Below are 16,592 nucleotides of genomic sequence, written 5' to 3'. Positions count from 1 at the left end.
GGGGTGCTTCCGGCGCGGTTGTGCGGAGACGTTCCGAGCGCGGCCTCGCTCGCCGGCACGGCCGATCCGGGTCGCCCGGCTTCGCACCAAAAAGACGTGGGCCACACGGTCACGCGCGCCAGCGGTCGATGTTTTATCTTAACCCCTATGGGTTGCGATAGTCTCGATGACAGCGTCGGCGGCGAGCTCGCCCGCCGGGCGATCCGTGGCCATGCGGCGTCGGACCTCGGCAAAGCCGTCCTTCTGCCAGGCACGCATGCCGCTGTCGCTCATCAGGGCTTCGAGCTGGCGGGCGAGGTTCTCGGGCTTCACATAGGGATCGTAGAATTCCGGCACGACCGGCCGGTCGGCGATCAGGTTGGGCAACGCCGCCGACCATACGGTGATGAAGCGTTGTGCCGGACGCATCACAGGCTCGACGCGATAGCAGGAGACCATCGGGACACCGGAAAGCGCGAGTTCCAGCGAGACCGTGCCCGACGCAATGAGCGCAGCGTCGGCTTCGCCGAAAGCCCGCCACTTGCCTGCGGGATCGACGATGACATCCGGCTTGTGCGTCCAATGGGCGACCGCTTCCTTCACGAGACCGGCGACATGGGGAACCGTGGGCAACAACAGCCGCAGCCGGTGACCCCGCTCGCCCAGGATCGTGGCCGTCTTGGCGAAAACATCGATCAGGCCGCGGACCTCGCCGCGGCGAGAGCCGGGAAGCAAAAGCAGCGTCTTTTCGCGATCGGGCGAAAGATCACGGTTCGCCGACTGCGCCTTCGACGCCGCGACGACGCCGGGATCGTTGCTCAGCCGGTGTCCGACATAGGTGCCGGGCGGTCCGCCGAGCCGTTTCAATGCCGCCGGTTCGAAAGGCAACAGGCAGAGCACCCTGTCGACATGCGGACGCATGGCCGGCGCCCTGCCCGGCCGCCAGGCCCAGACGCTCGGACACACATAGTGGACGATAGGGATCGAGGGCGCCAGCGAGCGCACCTTCTTTGCCACACGAAGCGTGAAATCCGGGCCGTCGATCGTGATGAGGCAGTCCGGCTTCTGGTCCGCCACGAAGCGGGCCGTCTGGCCGATACGCTTGACCAGCCGCGGCAGATCCTTCAGCACCGCCATCAGGCCCATCAATGCGATGTCGCCGGGATCGAAAAGCGGCTTCAGCCCCAGTTCCTGGAGGTGGCGGCCGCCCACGCCCGTCAGTTCGACGCTGCGGCGCGATTTCGCGGCAAGCGCCCGCACGAGGTCGGCACCGAGCAGGTCACCGGACTCTTCTCCTGCGACGATCGCGATCCTCAGCGGAGCGTCAGCGGCCGTCATCGCGCGTCCGATGAAAGACCGACGACGAAGAGGCCGAGCGCGTCGGCGCGCGCGATCATCGCGCCATGATCGAGGATCAGCGATCTTCCCGCTTCCACGCCCACTCCGGCGAGCCCGGCCGCATGGGCCCCATCGATGGTCGCGGGACCGATCGCCGGCAAGTCCGCGCGCAGTTCCTGGCCCGGCTTCGCGCATTTGACCAGGACGCCCCGTTTCGCCGAAGCCAGTCGGCCATGGCTGCGCAACGCCTTCGTCCGTTCCAGAAGCCCGTCCGTGCCTTCGATGCCTTCGAGCGCGATAACACGCCCGCCGATCGCGATCGCGCCCTGGCCGATATCGAGCGCGCCGATCGCCTGCGCCGCGACCCAGGCCGCGTCAAGATCGCGCCTGTCGGCGGCGGTCGGCCCGGCCCGGGTGAGCCGGCCTTCGGGGGTGAGCAGGTCGGGTACGATCTCATGAGCGCCGACGACCTTGAACCCCTTGCCCTCGAAGGCGCGGACAATCGTCCGCAGCAGGCCGTCGTCGCCTCGCGACAGGCCATAAAGCGCCTTCGCCGCGACCGACAGGAATGCCGGCGTTATCCGCATGCGCCACCAGCTCGGACGCCGGCCGATGCCGCCCGCCATGACGACATGCGTGACGCGGTTGGCTTTCAGAAGCGAAACCAGCCCACCGAAATTCTCCAGCTCGAGCGTGGCATGGTCGTGGGCCGTAAGACGCGGATCGTCGTCGGCCTCGCCTCCGATCAGCACCACGAAAGGCTCGTGGCCTGACGCGGCCAGACCTTCGATCACATTGACCGGCAGACGACCGCTACCGGCGAGTACCGCCACGCGGTCGGTTGGAGCGAGCCTGATGGTGGGATCAGTCCTCGTCATCGCCGCCGTCGTCGCCGGCACCGAGAGGGGGCGTCAGGAAATAGCGCTTGCCGCGTTCCGACAGGAACGAGACCAGGCTCATGGCGACGGCCGAGTCCGCGAAATCGCGGCGGGCGATATCGAGATTCTCGCCGACGGTCCGCGTACGGTCGAAAATGGTGCGATAGGCCCGGCGCACGACCTGTATGTCGGCCTTGGACATGCCGGTCCGACGCATGCCGACCACGTTGAGGCCACGCAGCTTGGCAAGGTTGCCGCGGGCCAGCCCGAACGGGATCACGTCGCCCGGTATCGCCGAACAGCCCGAGAGGAAGGCATTGTTGCCGATCCGGGTGAACTGGTGAACGGCGGTCAATCCGCCGATGACGACGTTGTCACCGATGTCGCAATGCCCGGCCAGGGTCGCGCCGTTGGCGAAGGTGACGTTGTCGCCAACCGTGCAGTCATGGGCCACATGTGAGTAGCCCATGAAATAGCCGTTCGAGCCGACGATGGTCGCGCCACGACTGGTGTCCGAGCCGACATGCATCGTCACACCTTCGCGGATGATGGTGTTGCGGCCGATGGTAAGCGTGGTGCGCGCGCCGGAGTGCTTCAGGTTCTGAGGTGCGCCGCCGAGGGTAGCCTGGGGAAATACGCGGCAGCCGTCGCCGAGGGTGGTGGCCCCCATGACCGATACATGGCTGACGAGTTCGACGTTCCGGCCGAGCACCGCATCCTTGCCGACATGGCAGAACGGACCGACGCGGCTGCCCTCGCCGATCACCGCTCCGTCTTCGACGACGGCGCTCGGATGAATCATCACGTTCTGCATCCCGGTCAAGATCTGTCTATTCCGCTACCTTGGGCGACATCATCGCCGAAATTTCGGCCTCGGCCGCCTTGGCGCCGTCGACGGTCGCCTCGCAGCCGAAGCGCCATATATTGCCGCGCTGCTTGAGTTTGGTGACGCGGATTTCCAAGCGGTCGCCGGGCACGACCGGCCGGCGGAACTTCGCATTGTCGATGGTCATGAAATAGACCAGCGAAGGCCTGTCGCCCGCCGTGCTGTTGATGCAGATCGCGCCCGCCGTCTGCGCCATCGCCTCGATGATCAGCACACCCGGCATCACGGGGTGCCCGGGGAAATGTCCCTGGAAATGCGGCTCGTTGACGGTCACGTTCTTAATCCCGACAGCCGACTTGTCGCCGTCGACCTCGATGATCCTGTCGACCAGCAGGAAAGGATAGCGATGCGGCAGCAGCTTCATCAGCCGCATGATGTCCATGGCCTCGAGAGTTGCTCCGGCCGTGTCAGCCATTATTGTCCCCCTTCGATGACTTCGGCTTCATCAGGCTTCGGATCGCCGCGACTTCCTTGAAGAACTCCCGCATCGGACGCGCCGGCGAGCCCGCCCACCTTTCGCCCGATGGCACGTCGTGCATCAAGCCGGACGACGCCGCGATCTGCGCCCTCGAGCCAATGGTAATGTGGTCGGCGATACCGACCCGGCCGCCAAGCATGACGAAATCGCCCACGGTCACGGAACCGGACAGGCCGCAATGCCCCGCGATCACGCAGCCACGGCCGATGCGGACATTGTGGGCGATCTGCACCAGATTGTCGATCTTCGTGCCCTCGCCGATGATGGTGTCGGCCATCGCTCCCCTGTCGACGGTGGTGTTGGCGCCGATCTCGACATCGTTCTGCATGATGACGCGACCGATCTGCGGAATGCGCTCCGGCCCCGCCGGGCCCGGCACGAAGCCGAAGCCGTCCTGACCGATCTGGGCGCCCCCATGAACAAAGACTCGATCCCCAAGCAAGGCGTACTGCACCGAGACGTTGGGCCCGATATAGCAATCGCGGCCGATCTGGCACATCGCGCCGATCACGGCATTCGGCGCCACCACGGTGCCGCGCCCGACTGCTGCCTCTTCGCCGATCACGGCGCCGGCCTCGACGACGGCGCCCTCCTCGATCCTTGCGGACTTCGCGACATGCGCTGCAGGCGATATGCCCGTCTCGCCGGTCAGCGGACGAGACGCGACGGAGGTCGGATAAAGGACCCGGCTCACCAGTGCGAAAGCATATTGAGGGCGCGGCGTTATCAGCCGCGCGATCCCGGCCGGCACCTGCCCGCTGAGTTCAGCGGTGCATAGAATGGCGGCCGCCGCGAGGCCTTCAAGAAGGCTCGCATTGCGCTTGCCTTCGACGAAGACGAGCTTGCCGACGCCCCCCTGCGTTGCCGGAGCTATGCCGGTCACCGCCACGGAAGCGGCGTCGCCGTCAAGGAGTTGCGCGCCGGTCAGGGCGGCAATCTCAGCGGCTGTATACCGGCGTGACGGCGCGAAGAAGACCGGATCTGTCATATATGCCTTTTCTTCCGGGCCGGAACGGCCCGGAAGCGTCGCCCGCCGCTATCAGAAGCGGGTCGACATGCCGAAATTGAAATTCTGGACCTGGTCCGAGTCCTGCTTCATGACCGGGACGGCGTAGTCGACGCGAAGCGGCCCGAACGGTGACGCCCAGATCAAGCTGGCGCCGACCGAAGCGCGCCATTCCATGCCCCTCGAAACGTCGGCGGAGTAGGACCCGTCGTCGTTCCGAATGTTGTTGCCATAGAGCGTCGCGGCATCGGCGAAGAAGGCACCCTTGAGCCCGTAGCTCTCCGGGATGACCGGGAGCGGGAACTGCGCTTCCGCCGTGGCGTTGAAATAGGTCGTGCCGCCGAGTTGTTCGAAGGTTCCATCGGGAAGCTGATCCGCCGGGCCGATGCCGTTGTATTCGAAGCCGCGGATCATGCGGTCGCTGCTCTTGAACATGTCGAACACGCGAAGGTCGTTGCCGGTCGAGGCGACATAGCCGCCGCCCACCACCAGCAGGCCCACGACATCGAGTTCTTCCGACAGGGTCTTGTAGTAGTTGCCGCGCGCCGAGAACTTCACAAACTGGGCGTCACCGCCCAGGCCGGCAAACTCGGTCGTGGCAGTCGCATAGAAGCCGTCATGCGGATTCTTGATGTCATCGATCGTGTTGTAGAGCAGCGTGGCGCTGACCGAGGACTTGATCCATGGACTCGTCTCGATACCATTCAGGATCGCTTGGGAGATGTAACAATTTCCATTGGGAGTGGCGTCAGTTATGGGAATGCAATCGTCGTCGAGCGCGTAGTTCTCTCGCGACAGATTGTAGGCCAACTGCGTGGTCAGAGCCTCGGTGATCGGCAAGCCGAAGCGGATCGTACCGCCCGTGAGCTCGCTGTCGTAATTGGTGTAGTAGCGGGTCTGGCGATAGATGTCGAAGCCCGCCGAGATACGACGTCCCAGGAAGTAAGGCTCGGTGAAGGAGAGCGTGAAATCGCGCGCATTCGCGCCGCCCGCCGCCGACAGCTTGATATACTGACCACGTCCGAGGAAGTTTCGCTCCGTGATAGAGCCTTCCACATTGACGCCTTCGTTCTCACCGCCCGTCGAATAGCCGGCACCGATCGAGAACTCGCCCGTCGACTTCTCGACGAGATCCACCACCAGAATGACTTGGTCCGGCTCCGAACCCGGAGCGGTCGCAATCTCGACCTTCTCGAAATAATCGAGTTTCTCCAGCCGGCGCTTGGCGCGCTGGACCAGCACCTGGTTGAAGGCGTCGCCCTCGCTGACGTCGAACTCGCGACGGATCACATAGTCGCGCGTGCGGCTGTTGCCGCGAATCTCGATGCGCTCGACATAGGTGCGCGGGCCCTCGTCCACGGTATAGACGACCGAGATCGTACGGTTCTCGAAATTGCGGTCGCCGCGCGGCGTCACCTGGGCGAAAGCGTAGCCCCTGCCGGCCACCTGCTCGGTGATCGCGATGATCGTGTCCTCGACGTTCTTGGCGCTGTAGGTATCGCCCGTACGGGTCTCGATCAGCGAGTTCAGCGACTGCGCGTCGACACCTTCGATCGTGCTCTCCACGCTGACGTCGCCGAAGGTGTATCTCTCACCCTCCTCGACGGTGATGGTGATCACATACTCGTTGTTGGCTTCGTTCAGTTCGCCGGTGGACGAGATGACCTGGAAGTCCGCGTAGCCGCGATTGTAATAAAAGCGGCGCAGCGCTTCTTCGTCGGCGCGCAAGCGCTGTTCGTCATAGATGTCGTTGCGGAACAGGAACGACAGGATGGTGGACTCCTTCGTCGAGATGACGTCCGAAAGACGGCGGTCGCCGAAGGCTTCATTACCCACAAAGTTGATGGTCGCGATCTTGGTGCGGCCGCCTTCGTTGACCTCGAAGACGACGTTGACGCGATTGTCGCCAAGATCGACGACCTGCGTCGTGACCTGCGCGTCCTCGCGACCGATGCGGCGGTAGGCGCCGCGCACGGTCTCTGCGTCGGCCTCGAGCTGCGACTGCGAGAAGGTCGCGCGCGGCTTCAGCTGGATGTTGGCAGCGAGTTCGGCGTCCTTGATCTTCTTGTTGCCCTGGAAGAGCACCTGGTTGACGATCGCATATTCATCAACCTCGACGACCAGCGTGCCGCCCGCCTGGTTGATGCGAACGTCGGAGAACAGGCCCGTCCCGAACAGGCGCTTGACGGCCTCGTCGATGTCGACATTGGAAAACTGCTGGCCCGGCGCGATGCCGACATAGCTGCGAATCGTTTCGGCATCGACGCGCTGGTTGCCACGCACCTCGATACGACTGACGACGGCGGCCTCGGCCGCGGACACAGTAATGAACTGGACGGCCACCGCACCCGGAACAACCAGACCCGCGGACAAAGCCACCGCCGAAGCGGCGCTCATAAACTTCAATGCTGCCTTCATCGGGCTGTAGAACCTTTTTCTCGTAGTCCCCACGGCGAGAAATCCGGACGTCGCGGCGTCAAACTCGATACCGTAATAGCCGGATTTTCCCTACACGCAAGGCTTCTGGTTAATTTGAATTTACTAAACCGACGAGCGTGGCTTTCGCGTCACGCCTATTCCGCCGGATGGTAAATGCAATCTCAATTCGGCTTCCCCCGAAGCCAATTTCCTCATGATTTCAACAGCCGAACAGATCGTTCCAGAAAACGAATCCCATGAACACCAGTACCAGAAAAAATCCGGCGCGATAGACGAATTCCATCACGCGCTCCGACACGGGTCGACCGGTCGCAGCCTCGACGGCATAGAAGACCAGATGACCTCCGTCCAGAGGCGGAATTGGCAGAAGGTTCAGGATTCCGATGCCGACGGACAGGAGCGCCACGAGTTGCACGAGCCACTCGAATCCCAGCTTGGCGGCCTTGCCCGCCATGTCGGCAATTTTCACCGGGCCACCGAGCTGGCACTTGTCCTCGCGCCCGACGACGAAACGCTTCAGGAATTGTCCGGTCCGGGCGATGATACGCCCGGTTTCGATCACAGCCTCGCCAAACGCCTGGGGCGGCGAGTAGCTGATCACGCGGGGCTGCCCCATCGCCTGATTGTTGACGACCCCGATGATGCCGACTTTTATGGCATTGCCGAGCGCGTCCGTCTGCTCGCTGACCTCGGGCGTCGCCTGGAGCGTCACCTCCTTGCCGTCGCGCAACATGACGAAGCGGATCGGATCCCCCGCCCGACCTGAAACGAGCCGCTGGACATCGGCGAAAGTCTCCACCTTGGCGCCGTCGACGCTGACGAAGCGGTCACCCGGCAGGAAACCGGCCTCGGCGGCCGGGCTGCCGGGCCTGACCTCGGCAACAGTAGGTTCGGTGACGAAGCGGCCGTAGAGGGAGAACATCACGGCGAAGACGGCAATGGTGAGCAGGAAACTGAACAGCGGCCCGGCAAAGACGGTCGCCGCGCGCTTCCAGACGGGCTGGGTGTGGAAAGCCACCTTGCGCAGCCCTTCCGGCAGCGCGTCGGCTTCCGCCTTGTCCGGCTGGCTGGTCACGGTCATGTCGCCCACGAACTTCACATAGCCGCCGAGCGGAATGGCCGAGAGCTTCCAGCGCGTGCCGTGGCGATCGTTGAAGCCGATCAATTCGGGTCCGAATCCGATCGAGAAGGCGGTAGCGCCGATGCCGCACCAGCGGCCAACGAGATAGTGGCCCATCTCATGCACGAAGACGACCACGGTGAGCACGAACAGGAACGGCACGATCGTGCCGAGGAGGACGTTGTCCGTGCTGAAGATAGAGGAGAAAAGCTCGGTCAAGTCAGGTCCTCGGCAGTGCGTCCGCGGCCGAAGCCGCGGCTCGAAATGTCATGTGAAAACGGGCGAATCCGTGACGCTGGAGTTTGATCTTCGCAGGAAGACCTGTCACGGGGCTTACGCGGTCCGGCGGGCGGATCCGCTCGGGGCACGGCGGCGCCTCCCTCACAGGACGAACAGGCCATGGGCGGGCCGGTCCGCACCGCCGAGCAGAGCGCCGATCAGGTACAGCACGAAGGCCGCCGCCACGAGCCCGTCGACGCGGTCCATCACGCCGCCGTGCCCGGGGATCAGCCCGCTGGAATCCTTCACGCCGTGGCGCCGCTTGACCCACGATTCGAAAAGATCGCCGACCTGCGAGACAACCGACAGCAGCAACGCCGTCACCAGCAGCGCGGGACCTCCATGACCGGTGACGGCTGCCACCGCTCCCCCGGCAAGGACGCCTCCGGCAGCCCCGCCGATCGCCCCGCTCCAGGTCTTGCCGGGAGAGATGGCGGGGGCGAGCCGCGGCCCGCCCAGCGCCCGCCCGACGAAATAGGCCATGATGTCGGTCGCCCATACGGTCGCGAACAGGAAAAGCATCGCCATCAAGCCTTCGCGGTCGTCGTCGCGCAGCAGCGCAAGCGATGTGCCGGAGAGCGCGGCGTAGGCCAGCCCGACCGTCGTGCCCGCTTGCTGACCGCGCAACCTGGAGTCCAGAGCGCAGAGCGCGACCGCGCCGGCCGCGGCGCCGAAGACGAGAGCGGCGGAAGGCTGCGCAAGGAACACGAGCAGCACCACGGCGAGCAACGCCGCCGCGACCATCTGGTGCGGGGCTATGCCTGCGGGTCGCGACATCCTGGTCCACTCATAGAAGATCGCCGCCGCAATCACCGCGCAAAGCAGCCTGAAAGCCGCTCCGCCGAACCAGGTGAGCGCCAGAACGACAATGCCCAGCACGACCGCCGATATGATCCGCATCTGCAGGTTGCTCAACCGCCCGGCGGGCTTGGTCGCGCCATTGGTCATAAGGCGATGTCGCTTGCGATGACGCCGCCGAATCGCCTTTCACGCGAAGCAAAGCTGCGCAAGGCCTCGGCGAGGTCAGCTCGTCCGAAATCAGGCCAATAGCACGGCAGGAACACCAGTTCGGCATAGGCTGCCTGCCAGAGCAGGAAGTTCGACAGGCGCAACTCGCCGCTCGTCCGGATGATGAGATCGGGGTCGGGAATTCCTGCCGTATCGAGGAAGCCGGCGAACGACTCCGCGGTGATCGAATCGGCGTCGATCTGGCCGGACTTGACCGCCATCGCCATATTGCGGGCCGCTCGCGCAATCTCGTCCCGGGAGCCGTAGTTGAAGGCGATCACCAGATTGAGCGAGCGATTGGAACGGGTGAGGTCCTCCGCCTCTTCGAGCAGCGCCCGGATATCCGGGGCGAGATTTTCCCGCTCGCCGATCACGCGGACGCGCACGCCGTTCCGGTGAAGTTCCGCCAGGTCGCGTCGGATGAACAGCTTCAGCAAACCCATCAGGTCGCTGACCTCGGATTTCGGCCGAGACCAGTTCTCGGACGAAAAGGCATAGACCGTCAGCCAGTTGATCCCCATCTCGCCGGCGGCGCGCACCGTCTGGCGCAACGCCTCGACGCCGGCGCGGTGTCCAGCGACGCGCGGCAGGCCGCGCGCCTTGGCCCAGCGACCGTTGCCGTCCATGATGATCGCGACATGCGCGGGCGTCGTCATTTTGTGCCTACCGCCTTCTCGCCGACCGCGCCGCCACGGTCAGACCTGCATGATCTCGGCTTCCTTCTCGGCGAGCATGCTGTCGATCTGGGCGATGGTATCATCGGTCAGCTTCTGGACACGGTCGGACTGGACACGCGATTCGTCCTGGCCGATCTCGCCGTCCTTCTCGGCCTTCTTGGCATGCTCCATGCCGTCACGGCGAACGTGGCGCGCCGCGACGCGCGCATGCTCGGCATATTGATGCGCGATCTTGACCAATTCCTTGCGGCGCTGCTCGTTGAGCTCCGGCAGAGGAATGCGCAGCGTCGTGCCGTCGACGATCGGGTTGAAACCGAGATTGGATTCCCGGATGGCACGGTCGACGGCGCCGACGAGTTGCTTGTCCCACACCGATACGGAGATCATGCGCGGCTCCGGCACGGAGACCGTCGCGACCTGGTTGATCGGCATCGGCGAGCCGTAGGCCTGGACGTGGATGGGGTCGAGCAGGTTGCTCGACGCGCGTCCCGTGCGCAGCGATGCGAGGTCGTGGTGGAAGGCGGCCACCGCCCCGTCCATGCGCCTTTGCAGATCCTTGAAATCAACCCCGTTGCTCATCCTGAAGTCTCCTTCCACCCGCGATGCGGAAACCGAACCGCCTGCCCGTGTGGCCATCTTAGCATTTCATCTGGCGCTCGCGCCCGGAACGTCAAACCCGGACCCGCCGGTTTCACCAAACCGTCTCCGCCGGAACTCGCTTCCAGCATGAGTGCAGCGTGATCCCCGATCGCGGCACCCGCAGCATGCTGTGCGAAGAAGGTTCACGCAACATGCTGCGGGTAATTGACTTTGCGCATGTCGCCATCCCGAAACCGGGCCCCCTTTCGAGCGACATGCCCTAATCCGTGACGACGGTGCAGTGTCCGCCGCCCCTGAGGATCGCACCGAAGCCGCCCGCTTCATGTATCGAATAGACGATTATCGGAATGTGGTTTTCCCGCGCAAGTGCAATCGCAGCGGTATCCATGATGGCGAGCCCCCTGACCAGCACTTCCTCGTGGCTGATGCGGTCGTAGCGAACGGCGTCGGGGTCTTTCTTCGGGTCGCTCGAATATACGCCATCAACCTGGGTGCCCTTGAACAGGGCGTCTGCGCCGATCTCGGCGGCGCGCAGCGCCGCGGCGGAATCCGTGGTGAAGAAGGGGTTGCCGGTACCTCCGGCGAAGATCACCACCTTGCCGGCATTCATGTAGGAAGTCGCCTGGCGCTGCGAGAAGCTTTCGCAGAGTTCCGGCATCGCGATCGCGGAGAGCACGACGGCGTCGACGCCGATCTTGACGAGGGAGGTGCGCAGGGCCAGCGAATTGATGACGGTCGCCAGCATGCCCATATGGTCGCCGGTGACGCGATCGCCGCCCTTGGAGGCGACGGCGACGCCGCGGAAGATGTTGCCGCCGCCGATCACCACGCCCACTTCCACGCCGAGCGCCCTTGCCTCGGCGATGTCGGCGGCGATGCGGTCGACGACCGAGACGTCGATTCCGAAATGCTGGTCACCCATCAGCGCCTCACCCGACGCTTTCAGCAGGACACGCCGGTAAAGGGGCTTCGCCGTCATTGGTTCCTCGTCAATCCTCTTCTGCCGCCTTGCATCCCGCCTGGAGCCGCTCGATACACGAAGGGCGCCGCCATGTCACGGGGCGCCCTTCAGTAACTGGCGGGAAGCGTTTGATGCGGCGTTACTTTTTCACTGCCGCGGCGACTTCGGCGGCGAAGTCGCTCTCTTCCTTCTCGATGCCCTCGCCAAGCGCGAAACGCACGAAGCCGGTGATCTTCGCCGGAGCGCCGATCTCCTTCTCGGCATCCTTCAGCGCCTTCTCGACGGTGATGTCGGGATTGAGCACGAAGGCCTGTTTCAGGAGCACAACTTCCTCGTAGAACTTGCGCAGGCGCCCTTCCACCATCTTCTCGATGATGTTCTCGGGCTTGCCGGACTGGCGCGCCTGATCCGAGAAGATGTCCTTCTCGCGGGCAACCACTGCCGGATCGATCTCCTCGGCCGTCAAGGCGAGCGGATTGGTCGCGGCGACATGCATGGCGACCTGGCGGCCGAAGGCGCGCGCGGCTTCCGCATTCCCCGTGGTCTCGACGCCCACCAGCACGCCCATCTTGCCGAGATTGTCGGCAACGGCGTTGTGGACATAAGTCGCGACGGCGCCGGCGGACACCGAAAGCTTGGCCGAACGGCGGAAGCTCATGTTCTCGCCGATCGTACCGACGGCGTCCTTGATGGTGTCGGCGACATTCTTGCCGGTGCCGGGATAGGCCGCGGCGGCTACAGCTTCGGAGGAGCCGTCGGTGGCGAGCGCAAGCTGCGAGACGTTGCGCACGATCTCCTGGAAGGCGGCATTGCGGGCGACGAAGTCGGTCTCGGAATTGACTTCGACCACGACGGCGCCGTTGGCGTCGGAAGCGACGCCGACCAGGCCCTCGGCGGCAGTGCGGCCGGCCTTCTTGTCGGCCTTGGCGATACCCTTCTTGCGCAGCCAGTCGACTGCGGCCTCCATGTCGCCGTTGGTCTCGGCAAGGGCCGCCTTGCAGTCCATCATTCCCGCGCCGGTCATGTCGCGGAGCTGTTTAACCTGTGCAGCAGAAATGCTCATTTTCGCCTCTTCATATTCAACGCGTCAGCGCATCACCGAGGGATCGATGATGCGCCGGCCGCCAGCGCGACATAGCGCGCCAAGTCCAAGATAATGTGAAGGTCGCGGTGAACCTTCGCGGATCAGGCGCCGGCCTGGTCGCCTGCGGCACCCTCGTCGAGGGCCGGCTCGACCGGGGCCTCGGCCGAAGCGCCGAGATCGACCCCGAGCGCGCCCTGCTGGCGCGCGATACCGTCGATCGCGGCCTTGGCGACGAGGTCGCAATAAAGCGCGATGGCGCGCTGCGCGTCGTCATTGCCCGGGATCGGGTAGTCGATCTTGTCCGGATCGCAATTCGAATCGATCACCGCCACGACCGGGATCCCGAGGCGCTTGGCCTCCTGGATGGCGATCGCCTCCTTGTTGGTGTCGATGACGAACATCAGGTCCGGCGTGGAGCCCATGTCCTTGATGCCGCCCAGCGCGCGGTCAAGCTTCTCGCGCTCACGCTCGAGATTCAGGCGCTCCTTCTTGGTGAAGCCCTGGGCTTCGCCGGCGAGCAGCTCGTCGAGCTTGCGCAGGCGCTGGATCGAGTTGGAGATCGTCTTCCAGTTGGTCAGCATGCCGCCGAGCCAGCGCGAATTGACATAGTACTGCGCCGAACGCTGCGCGGCGTCGGCGACGATGTCGGACGCCTGGCGCTTGGTGCCGACGAAGAGCACGCGGCCGCCGCGCGAGACGACATCAGACACCTGCTTCAGGGCCTGGTGAAGCAGCGGAACCGTCTGCGACAGGTCGATGACGTGGATGTTGTTGCGGGCGCCGTAGATATAAGGCGCCATCTTCGGATTCCAGCGATGGGTCTGGTGGCCGAAGTGAACACCAGCTTCCAAAAGCTGGCGCATGCTGAAGTCTGGCAGAGCCATTACAACTTTCCTTTCCGGTTGAGCCTCCACGGACGCTTGACGTTGTCGGGAGGGTCCCGCTACGCCACCGGAGGTTCCGCCGGATTTCTCCCGGCCGGTAACCCATGTCCGTGTGTGGAATGGGCGGCCATATAGAGGCTGCGCGCCGGAAAAGCAAGCGCCTGCACCCGACTTATGCGCCCGCACCTGGTCGGCTGGCGCGGAAAGCGGTCAGCGCGAGGCGATCAGCGCCCCGGCACTGATCATCGCACCGCCGGAAATGCGGTTGACCATGCGCATGCGCCATTCCGTCCCGAAGAGGCGCGCGGCGCCGGTTGAGAGGCCGGCATAGATGCCCATCACCACCGCATTCGCGCCGATCACCACTGCGATCACGACCATACCGTCCGTGATGGTGAGGACGTCGAGGTCGAGGATCAGCGGCATAATGCTGGCGTGGAAGAGAATCGCCTTCGGATTGCTCAGGCCTATCGACGCGCCGAGAACAAAGGGGCGCGCCCGGCTGCCACCTGCAGGCTTGCCCTCGGCCGCAGCCGGAGCACGCCACATCTTCACGCCGAGCCAGACCAGATAGGCAGCGCCCGCATATTTGAGGACCAGGAGTATCCACTCGAAAGCCTGCACGAGCGCTACCAGACCGAGCAGAGCAAGGACGACCAGAATTGCATCGGCCAAGGCGACACCGGCGCCGGCAAGGACGGCCGGCGTGAAACCTCGTGACAGTCCCGTCGATATGACAGCGAACATCGCCGGCCCCGGCGTGGCCGCGGCAAGGGTGATCGCAGCGCAATAGGCCAAAAATGCCGCCAGGGTCATGCCGCCACGCTCCCTGCCCGCCGCGCCACGCGCACGCGCCGGAAGACCTCCACGATTTCCTCTCGGCCACACGGCACCGCGCCCAGCCTGACCGCGCGATCTCGCTCGAAGCCGGTGATGTCGTAATGCGGCGCCGACGTCTTTGGCGGTCCCTGATAGGATAGATGATGGATGCCGAGCAGTGCGGCAAAGCGATGAAGCTCCGCGATGTCGTCTGCCAGCATGTGGCACCATCTTCGCCCCGCCCAGTTCCAGATCGCATCGTCGACATAGACCGTCATGCGACCTCCCCTGCGGCCGGCAGGACGCCCCGCACTCTCGGCGTGTCGCCGCATGGAGCCGGGCGTAGCAAACGCCGTTGCAGATGCAGGATGCTCTTCAAGACCCAGATATCCCCAGTGTGCGCTCAACTGCGGGAAGATAGAATGGATTGCCATAGGAAATGAAGCCGCCGGCAGCCTCACGTTCGCCCATCACGTAGTCGATCGCGGATCGCATGCGGCAGCGCAACTCGCCGAGCGCCGCGCCGACCGAGCCTTCGAAACCGTGCAGCGGCAGTGGATCGGGCACGCGGATATGCGCCCTGCGCGGTCCGGCCGGCTGCGGGACGAATCGGCTGACCGTGTCGCGCAGCGACCCTGCAGTAGTCGTCGCGCAGCCGCTAAACATGCTCGGCAATCTCCGTGCATCCACGCGGACGCACGGCTCTCCAGGAGTCCTTTTCAGTCGCAGTCCTTCGGGGCATCGAACAGCGACAGGTTGACGAGCTTGCCCTTCATGGAAAAATCGCCGTAGTCCATCAGGAGATCGCGGGTGACGCCGTTCTCATGCAGCTTGAAGGAGATATGGTACTCCGGCACTTCCTCGCCGCTGCTGCCGGCCTTAGACAGATCGAAATAGGCGATGTCGACCGGCCAGTAGGGTTCCGGCGCCAGTTCGCTCATGACGGGGAGTTCCGGATCGTCCTTGCCGGACTTCTCCTCCTTGCCGATCACGACCGTGGTAGTCATCACCCGATCGGCATCCTCCGAACCGTCGAACAGGGTCGTCTCGTAGAAGGTCTCGCCCTTGTTGGCCCTATCGATCATCTCGATCAGATGCTGGGTCGGGAATTGCGTCTTGCCAAGTTCGAGCATGTTCCTGTCGGGTTTTTCCAGGTCGACCCGCACTCCGGACGGCTCGATGTGGGCCGAGCCCTTCACCTCGCGATCGGGATTCTGGTCCACGAAGGATTTCGTGACGAAATTGAAGGACTTGCCGGCACCATCTTCGAAAGTCGTCGTCTGCTGGTCGGTAAGCCGCGAGACATCGCGCGTGTCCATCTTGGTGACGAACCGGAACTTCACGGTATAGCCTTCGCAGGGCGAGCCGTTGAACTCGTAGACCATGCGTCCGGCTATTCCGGTGATCCCCGAGCGGTCCGAAGCCTTGTCGAGAATGAGATCGTAGACGGCGCGATGAGGCGCGAGAATCGGCGCCGACAAAGCGGGCTGGATTACGAGCAGCGACGGAGAGGCCAGGGCAAGCAGGACAAGGCGCTTCAAGCGCATCAGGAAAACTCCGGAAGCACGGCCTTTCATCAGGCCGCGATGATCGATAGGCCACAATAAAAAAAGTCGTGGCGGAAGCGAGGCAAAAATAGCACCTTCCCCGCTTCTCGCCATCCCACCCCGAACAAGGACCGCATCATGGCCCAAACGATCGAAACCCGCCTGGCAGATCTCGGCGTGACGCTGCCGGCCGCTGCTGCCCCTGCCGCCAACTATGTTCCCTTCATGCGCTCCGGCAATCTGCTCCTGACGGCCGGGCAGCTTCCTTTCAAGGACGGAAAGCTTTCCTCGACAGGGCTCCTGGGGCGCGACGTCGACGTGGAAGCCGGCAAGGAGGCCGCCAAATATTGCGCAATCAACATCCTTGCCCAGGCCAAGGCCGCTCTTGGCGATCTCGAAAAAATCGTGCGCGTGGTCAAGATCACGGTCTTCGTCGCGTCCACGAAGGACTTCGTCGAGCAGCACCTCGTCGCCAACGGTGCCTCCGACTTCCTGGTTGCCGCGCTCGGCGAGCAGGGCAAGCATGCGCGTTCGGCCGTCGGCACCGCCGCCCTCCCGCTCAATGCACCGGTCGAGATCGAAGCCATCATCGAGTTCGAGTAGGACCGC

At 64.2% G+C, this 16,592-nt stretch carries 18 protein-coding genes; 1 reads left to right on the top strand and 17 read right to left on the bottom strand.

All coding sequences use genetic code 11. From position 1 onward, the window contains the following. Positions 1-138: 138 nt before the first annotated feature. The 17 genes from lpxB to JN302_RS23295 form a co-directional block, all read right to left on the bottom strand. Positions 139-1,317, bottom strand: coding sequence for a lipid-A-disaccharide synthase (lpxB, locus tag JN302_RS23375; protein ID WP_202329314.1), 1,179 nt, complete (start codon positions 1,315-1,317; stop codon positions 139-141). Further along, entirely contained in the window at positions 1,314-2,195 is an 882-nt protein-coding gene (locus JN302_RS23370; RefSeq protein WP_202305710.1) for an LpxI family protein, read from the bottom strand. The genes lpxB and JN302_RS23370 overlap by 4 nt, the downstream gene beginning before the upstream one ends. Then, positions 2,182-3,009 carry an acyl-ACP--UDP-N-acetylglucosamine O-acyltransferase gene (gene lpxA, locus JN302_RS23365; protein WP_202314993.1) on the bottom strand — a complete coding sequence of 276 codons (828 nt, stop codon included), beginning with the start codon at positions 3,007-3,009 and terminating at the stop codon, positions 2,182-2,184. Before lpxA ends, JN302_RS23370 begins: the two co-directional genes overlap by 14 nt. Positions 3,010-3,025: 16 nt before the next feature. Beyond that, entirely contained in the window at positions 3,026-3,496 is a 471-nt protein-coding gene (gene fabZ, locus JN302_RS23360) for a 3-hydroxyacyl-ACP dehydratase FabZ (protein WP_202305708.1), read from the bottom strand. Next, positions 3,489-4,547 carry a UDP-3-O-(3-hydroxymyristoyl)glucosamine N-acyltransferase gene (gene lpxD / locus JN302_RS23355; protein WP_202305706.1) on the bottom strand — a complete coding sequence of 353 codons (1,059 nt, stop codon included), beginning with the start codon at positions 4,545-4,547 and terminating at the stop codon, positions 3,489-3,491. The genes fabZ and lpxD overlap by 8 nt, the downstream gene beginning before the upstream one ends. A 51-nt stretch (positions 4,548-4,598) precedes the next feature. Next, positions 4,599-6,983, bottom strand: a complete 2,385-nt coding sequence (gene bamA / locus JN302_RS23350) for an outer membrane protein assembly factor BamA (RefSeq protein WP_202329313.1) — start codon at positions 6,981-6,983, stop codon at positions 4,599-4,601. A 220-nt stretch (positions 6,984-7,203) separates the two neighbouring features. Next, positions 7,204-8,343, bottom strand: a complete 1,140-nt coding sequence (rseP, locus tag JN302_RS23345) for an RIP metalloprotease RseP (RefSeq protein ID WP_202329312.1) — start codon at positions 8,341-8,343, stop codon at positions 7,204-7,206. Positions 8,344-8,505: 162 nt separating this feature from the next. After that, complete coding sequence (locus JN302_RS23340) at positions 8,506-9,318, bottom strand: phosphatidate cytidylyltransferase (protein WP_202334414.1); 813 nt, start codon at positions 9,316-9,318, stop codon at positions 8,506-8,508. A 29-nt stretch (positions 9,319-9,347) separates the two neighbouring features. Beyond that, complete coding sequence (locus tag JN302_RS23335; RefSeq protein ID WP_202329311.1) at positions 9,348-10,067, bottom strand: isoprenyl transferase; 720 nt, start codon at positions 10,065-10,067, stop codon at positions 9,348-9,350. Positions 10,068-10,106: 39 nt separating this feature from the next. Next, positions 10,107-10,667 (bottom strand): ribosome recycling factor, encoded by a 561-nt coding sequence (gene frr / locus JN302_RS23330; protein WP_202305702.1) that lies wholly within the window; start codon positions 10,665-10,667, stop codon positions 10,107-10,109. A 280-nt stretch (positions 10,668-10,947) separates the two neighbouring features. After that, positions 10,948-11,667, bottom strand: coding sequence for a UMP kinase (pyrH, locus tag JN302_RS23325; protein ID WP_202305701.1), 720 nt, complete (start codon positions 11,665-11,667; stop codon positions 10,948-10,950). Positions 11,668-11,788: 121 nt separating this feature from the next. Further along, on the bottom strand, positions 11,789-12,712 hold the full coding sequence (gene tsf, locus JN302_RS23320) for a translation elongation factor Ts (protein WP_202305700.1): 924 nt from the start codon (positions 12,710-12,712) through the stop codon (positions 11,789-11,791). A 122-nt stretch (positions 12,713-12,834) separates the two neighbouring features. Beyond that, positions 12,835-13,617: a 30S ribosomal protein S2 gene (gene rpsB, locus JN302_RS23315; protein WP_202329310.1), complete on the bottom strand. Its 783-nt coding sequence runs from the start codon at positions 13,615-13,617 to the stop codon at positions 12,835-12,837. Between the two features lie 210 nt (positions 13,618-13,827). Next, the gene (locus JN302_RS23310) at positions 13,828-14,433 is read right to left on the bottom strand and encodes a LysE family translocator (RefSeq protein ID WP_202329309.1); all 606 of its coding nucleotides are present in this window, start codon (positions 14,431-14,433) and stop codon (positions 13,828-13,830) included. Then, positions 14,430-14,714 carry a DUF4031 domain-containing protein gene (locus JN302_RS23305; protein WP_202305694.1) on the bottom strand — a complete coding sequence of 95 codons (285 nt, stop codon included), beginning with the start codon at positions 14,712-14,714 and terminating at the stop codon, positions 14,430-14,432. The genes JN302_RS23310 and JN302_RS23305 overlap by 4 nt, the downstream gene beginning before the upstream one ends. Positions 14,715-14,811: 97 nt before the next feature. Beyond that, positions 14,812-15,102, bottom strand: coding sequence for a hypothetical protein (locus JN302_RS23300; RefSeq protein ID WP_202329308.1), 291 nt, complete (start codon positions 15,100-15,102; stop codon positions 14,812-14,814). A gap of 53 nt (positions 15,103-15,155) precedes the next feature. After that, positions 15,156-15,983, bottom strand: coding sequence for a cell envelope integrity EipB family protein (locus JN302_RS23295; protein ID WP_202329307.1), 828 nt, complete (start codon positions 15,981-15,983; stop codon positions 15,156-15,158). Positions 15,984-16,121: 138 nt separating this feature from the next. On the opposite strand from JN302_RS23295, the gene JN302_RS23290 reads away from it, so the two are divergent. Further along, the gene (locus tag JN302_RS23290; RefSeq protein WP_202329306.1) at positions 16,122-16,586 is read left to right on the top strand and encodes a RidA family protein; all 465 of its coding nucleotides are present in this window, start codon (positions 16,122-16,124) and stop codon (positions 16,584-16,586) included. Positions 16,587-16,592: the final 6 nt, after the last annotated feature.

The sequence above is a fragment of the Mesorhizobium sp. L-8-3 genome (assembly GCF_016756615.1).
GTDB lineage: Bacteria > Pseudomonadota > Alphaproteobacteria > Rhizobiales > Rhizobiaceae.
Note: the sequence above shows the minus strand (reverse complement) of the source record. Positions and strands in the feature narration are given on the sequence as shown.

Coding starts and splice junctions, on each gene's coding strand:
- lpxB (WP_202329314.1), bottom strand. CDS start 1,317: ATGACGGCCGCTGACGCTCCGCTGAGGATCGCGATCGTCGCAGGAGAA.
- JN302_RS23295 (WP_202329307.1), bottom strand. CDS start 15,983: ATGCGCTTGAAGCGCCTTGTCCTGCTTGCCCTGGCCTCTCCGTCGCTG.
- lpxD (WP_202305706.1), bottom strand. CDS start 4,547: ATGACAGATCCGGTCTTCTTCGCGCCGTCACGCCGGTATACAGCCGCT.
- pyrH (WP_202305701.1), bottom strand. CDS start 11,667: ATGACGGCGAAGCCCCTTTACCGGCGTGTCCTGCTGAAAGCGTCGGGT.
- JN302_RS23310 (WP_202329309.1), bottom strand. CDS start 14,433: ATGACCCTGGCGGCATTTTTGGCCTATTGCGCTGCGATCACCCTTGCC.
- frr (WP_202305702.1), bottom strand. CDS start 10,667: ATGAGCAACGGGGTTGATTTCAAGGATCTGCAAAGGCGCATGGACGGG.
- lpxA (WP_202314993.1), bottom strand. CDS start 3,009: ATGCAGAACGTGATGATTCATCCGAGCGCCGTCGTCGAAGACGGAGCG.
- JN302_RS23290 (WP_202329306.1), top strand. CDS start 16,122: ATGGCCCAAACGATCGAAACCCGCCTGGCAGATCTCGGCGTGACGCTG.
- bamA (WP_202329313.1), bottom strand. CDS start 6,983: ATGAAGGCAGCATTGAAGTTTATGAGCGCCGCTTCGGCGGTGGCTTTG.
- fabZ (WP_202305708.1), bottom strand. CDS start 3,496: ATGGCTGACACGGCCGGAGCAACTCTCGAGGCCATGGACATCATGCGG.
- rpsB (WP_202329310.1), bottom strand. CDS start 13,617: ATGGCTCTGCCAGACTTCAGCATGCGCCAGCTTTTGGAAGCTGGTGTT.
- JN302_RS23305 (WP_202305694.1), bottom strand. CDS start 14,714: ATGACGGTCTATGTCGACGATGCGATCTGGAACTGGGCGGGGCGAAGA.
- JN302_RS23370 (WP_202305710.1), bottom strand. CDS start 2,195: ATGACGAGGACTGATCCCACCATCAGGCTCGCTCCAACCGACCGCGTG.
- JN302_RS23300 (WP_202329308.1), bottom strand. CDS start 15,102: ATGTTTAGCGGCTGCGCGACGACTACTGCAGGGTCGCTGCGCGACACG.
- tsf (WP_202305700.1), bottom strand. CDS start 12,712: ATGAGCATTTCTGCTGCACAGGTTAAACAGCTCCGCGACATGACCGGC.
- JN302_RS23335 (WP_202329311.1), bottom strand. CDS start 10,067: ATGACGACGCCCGCGCATGTCGCGATCATCATGGACGGCAACGGTCGC.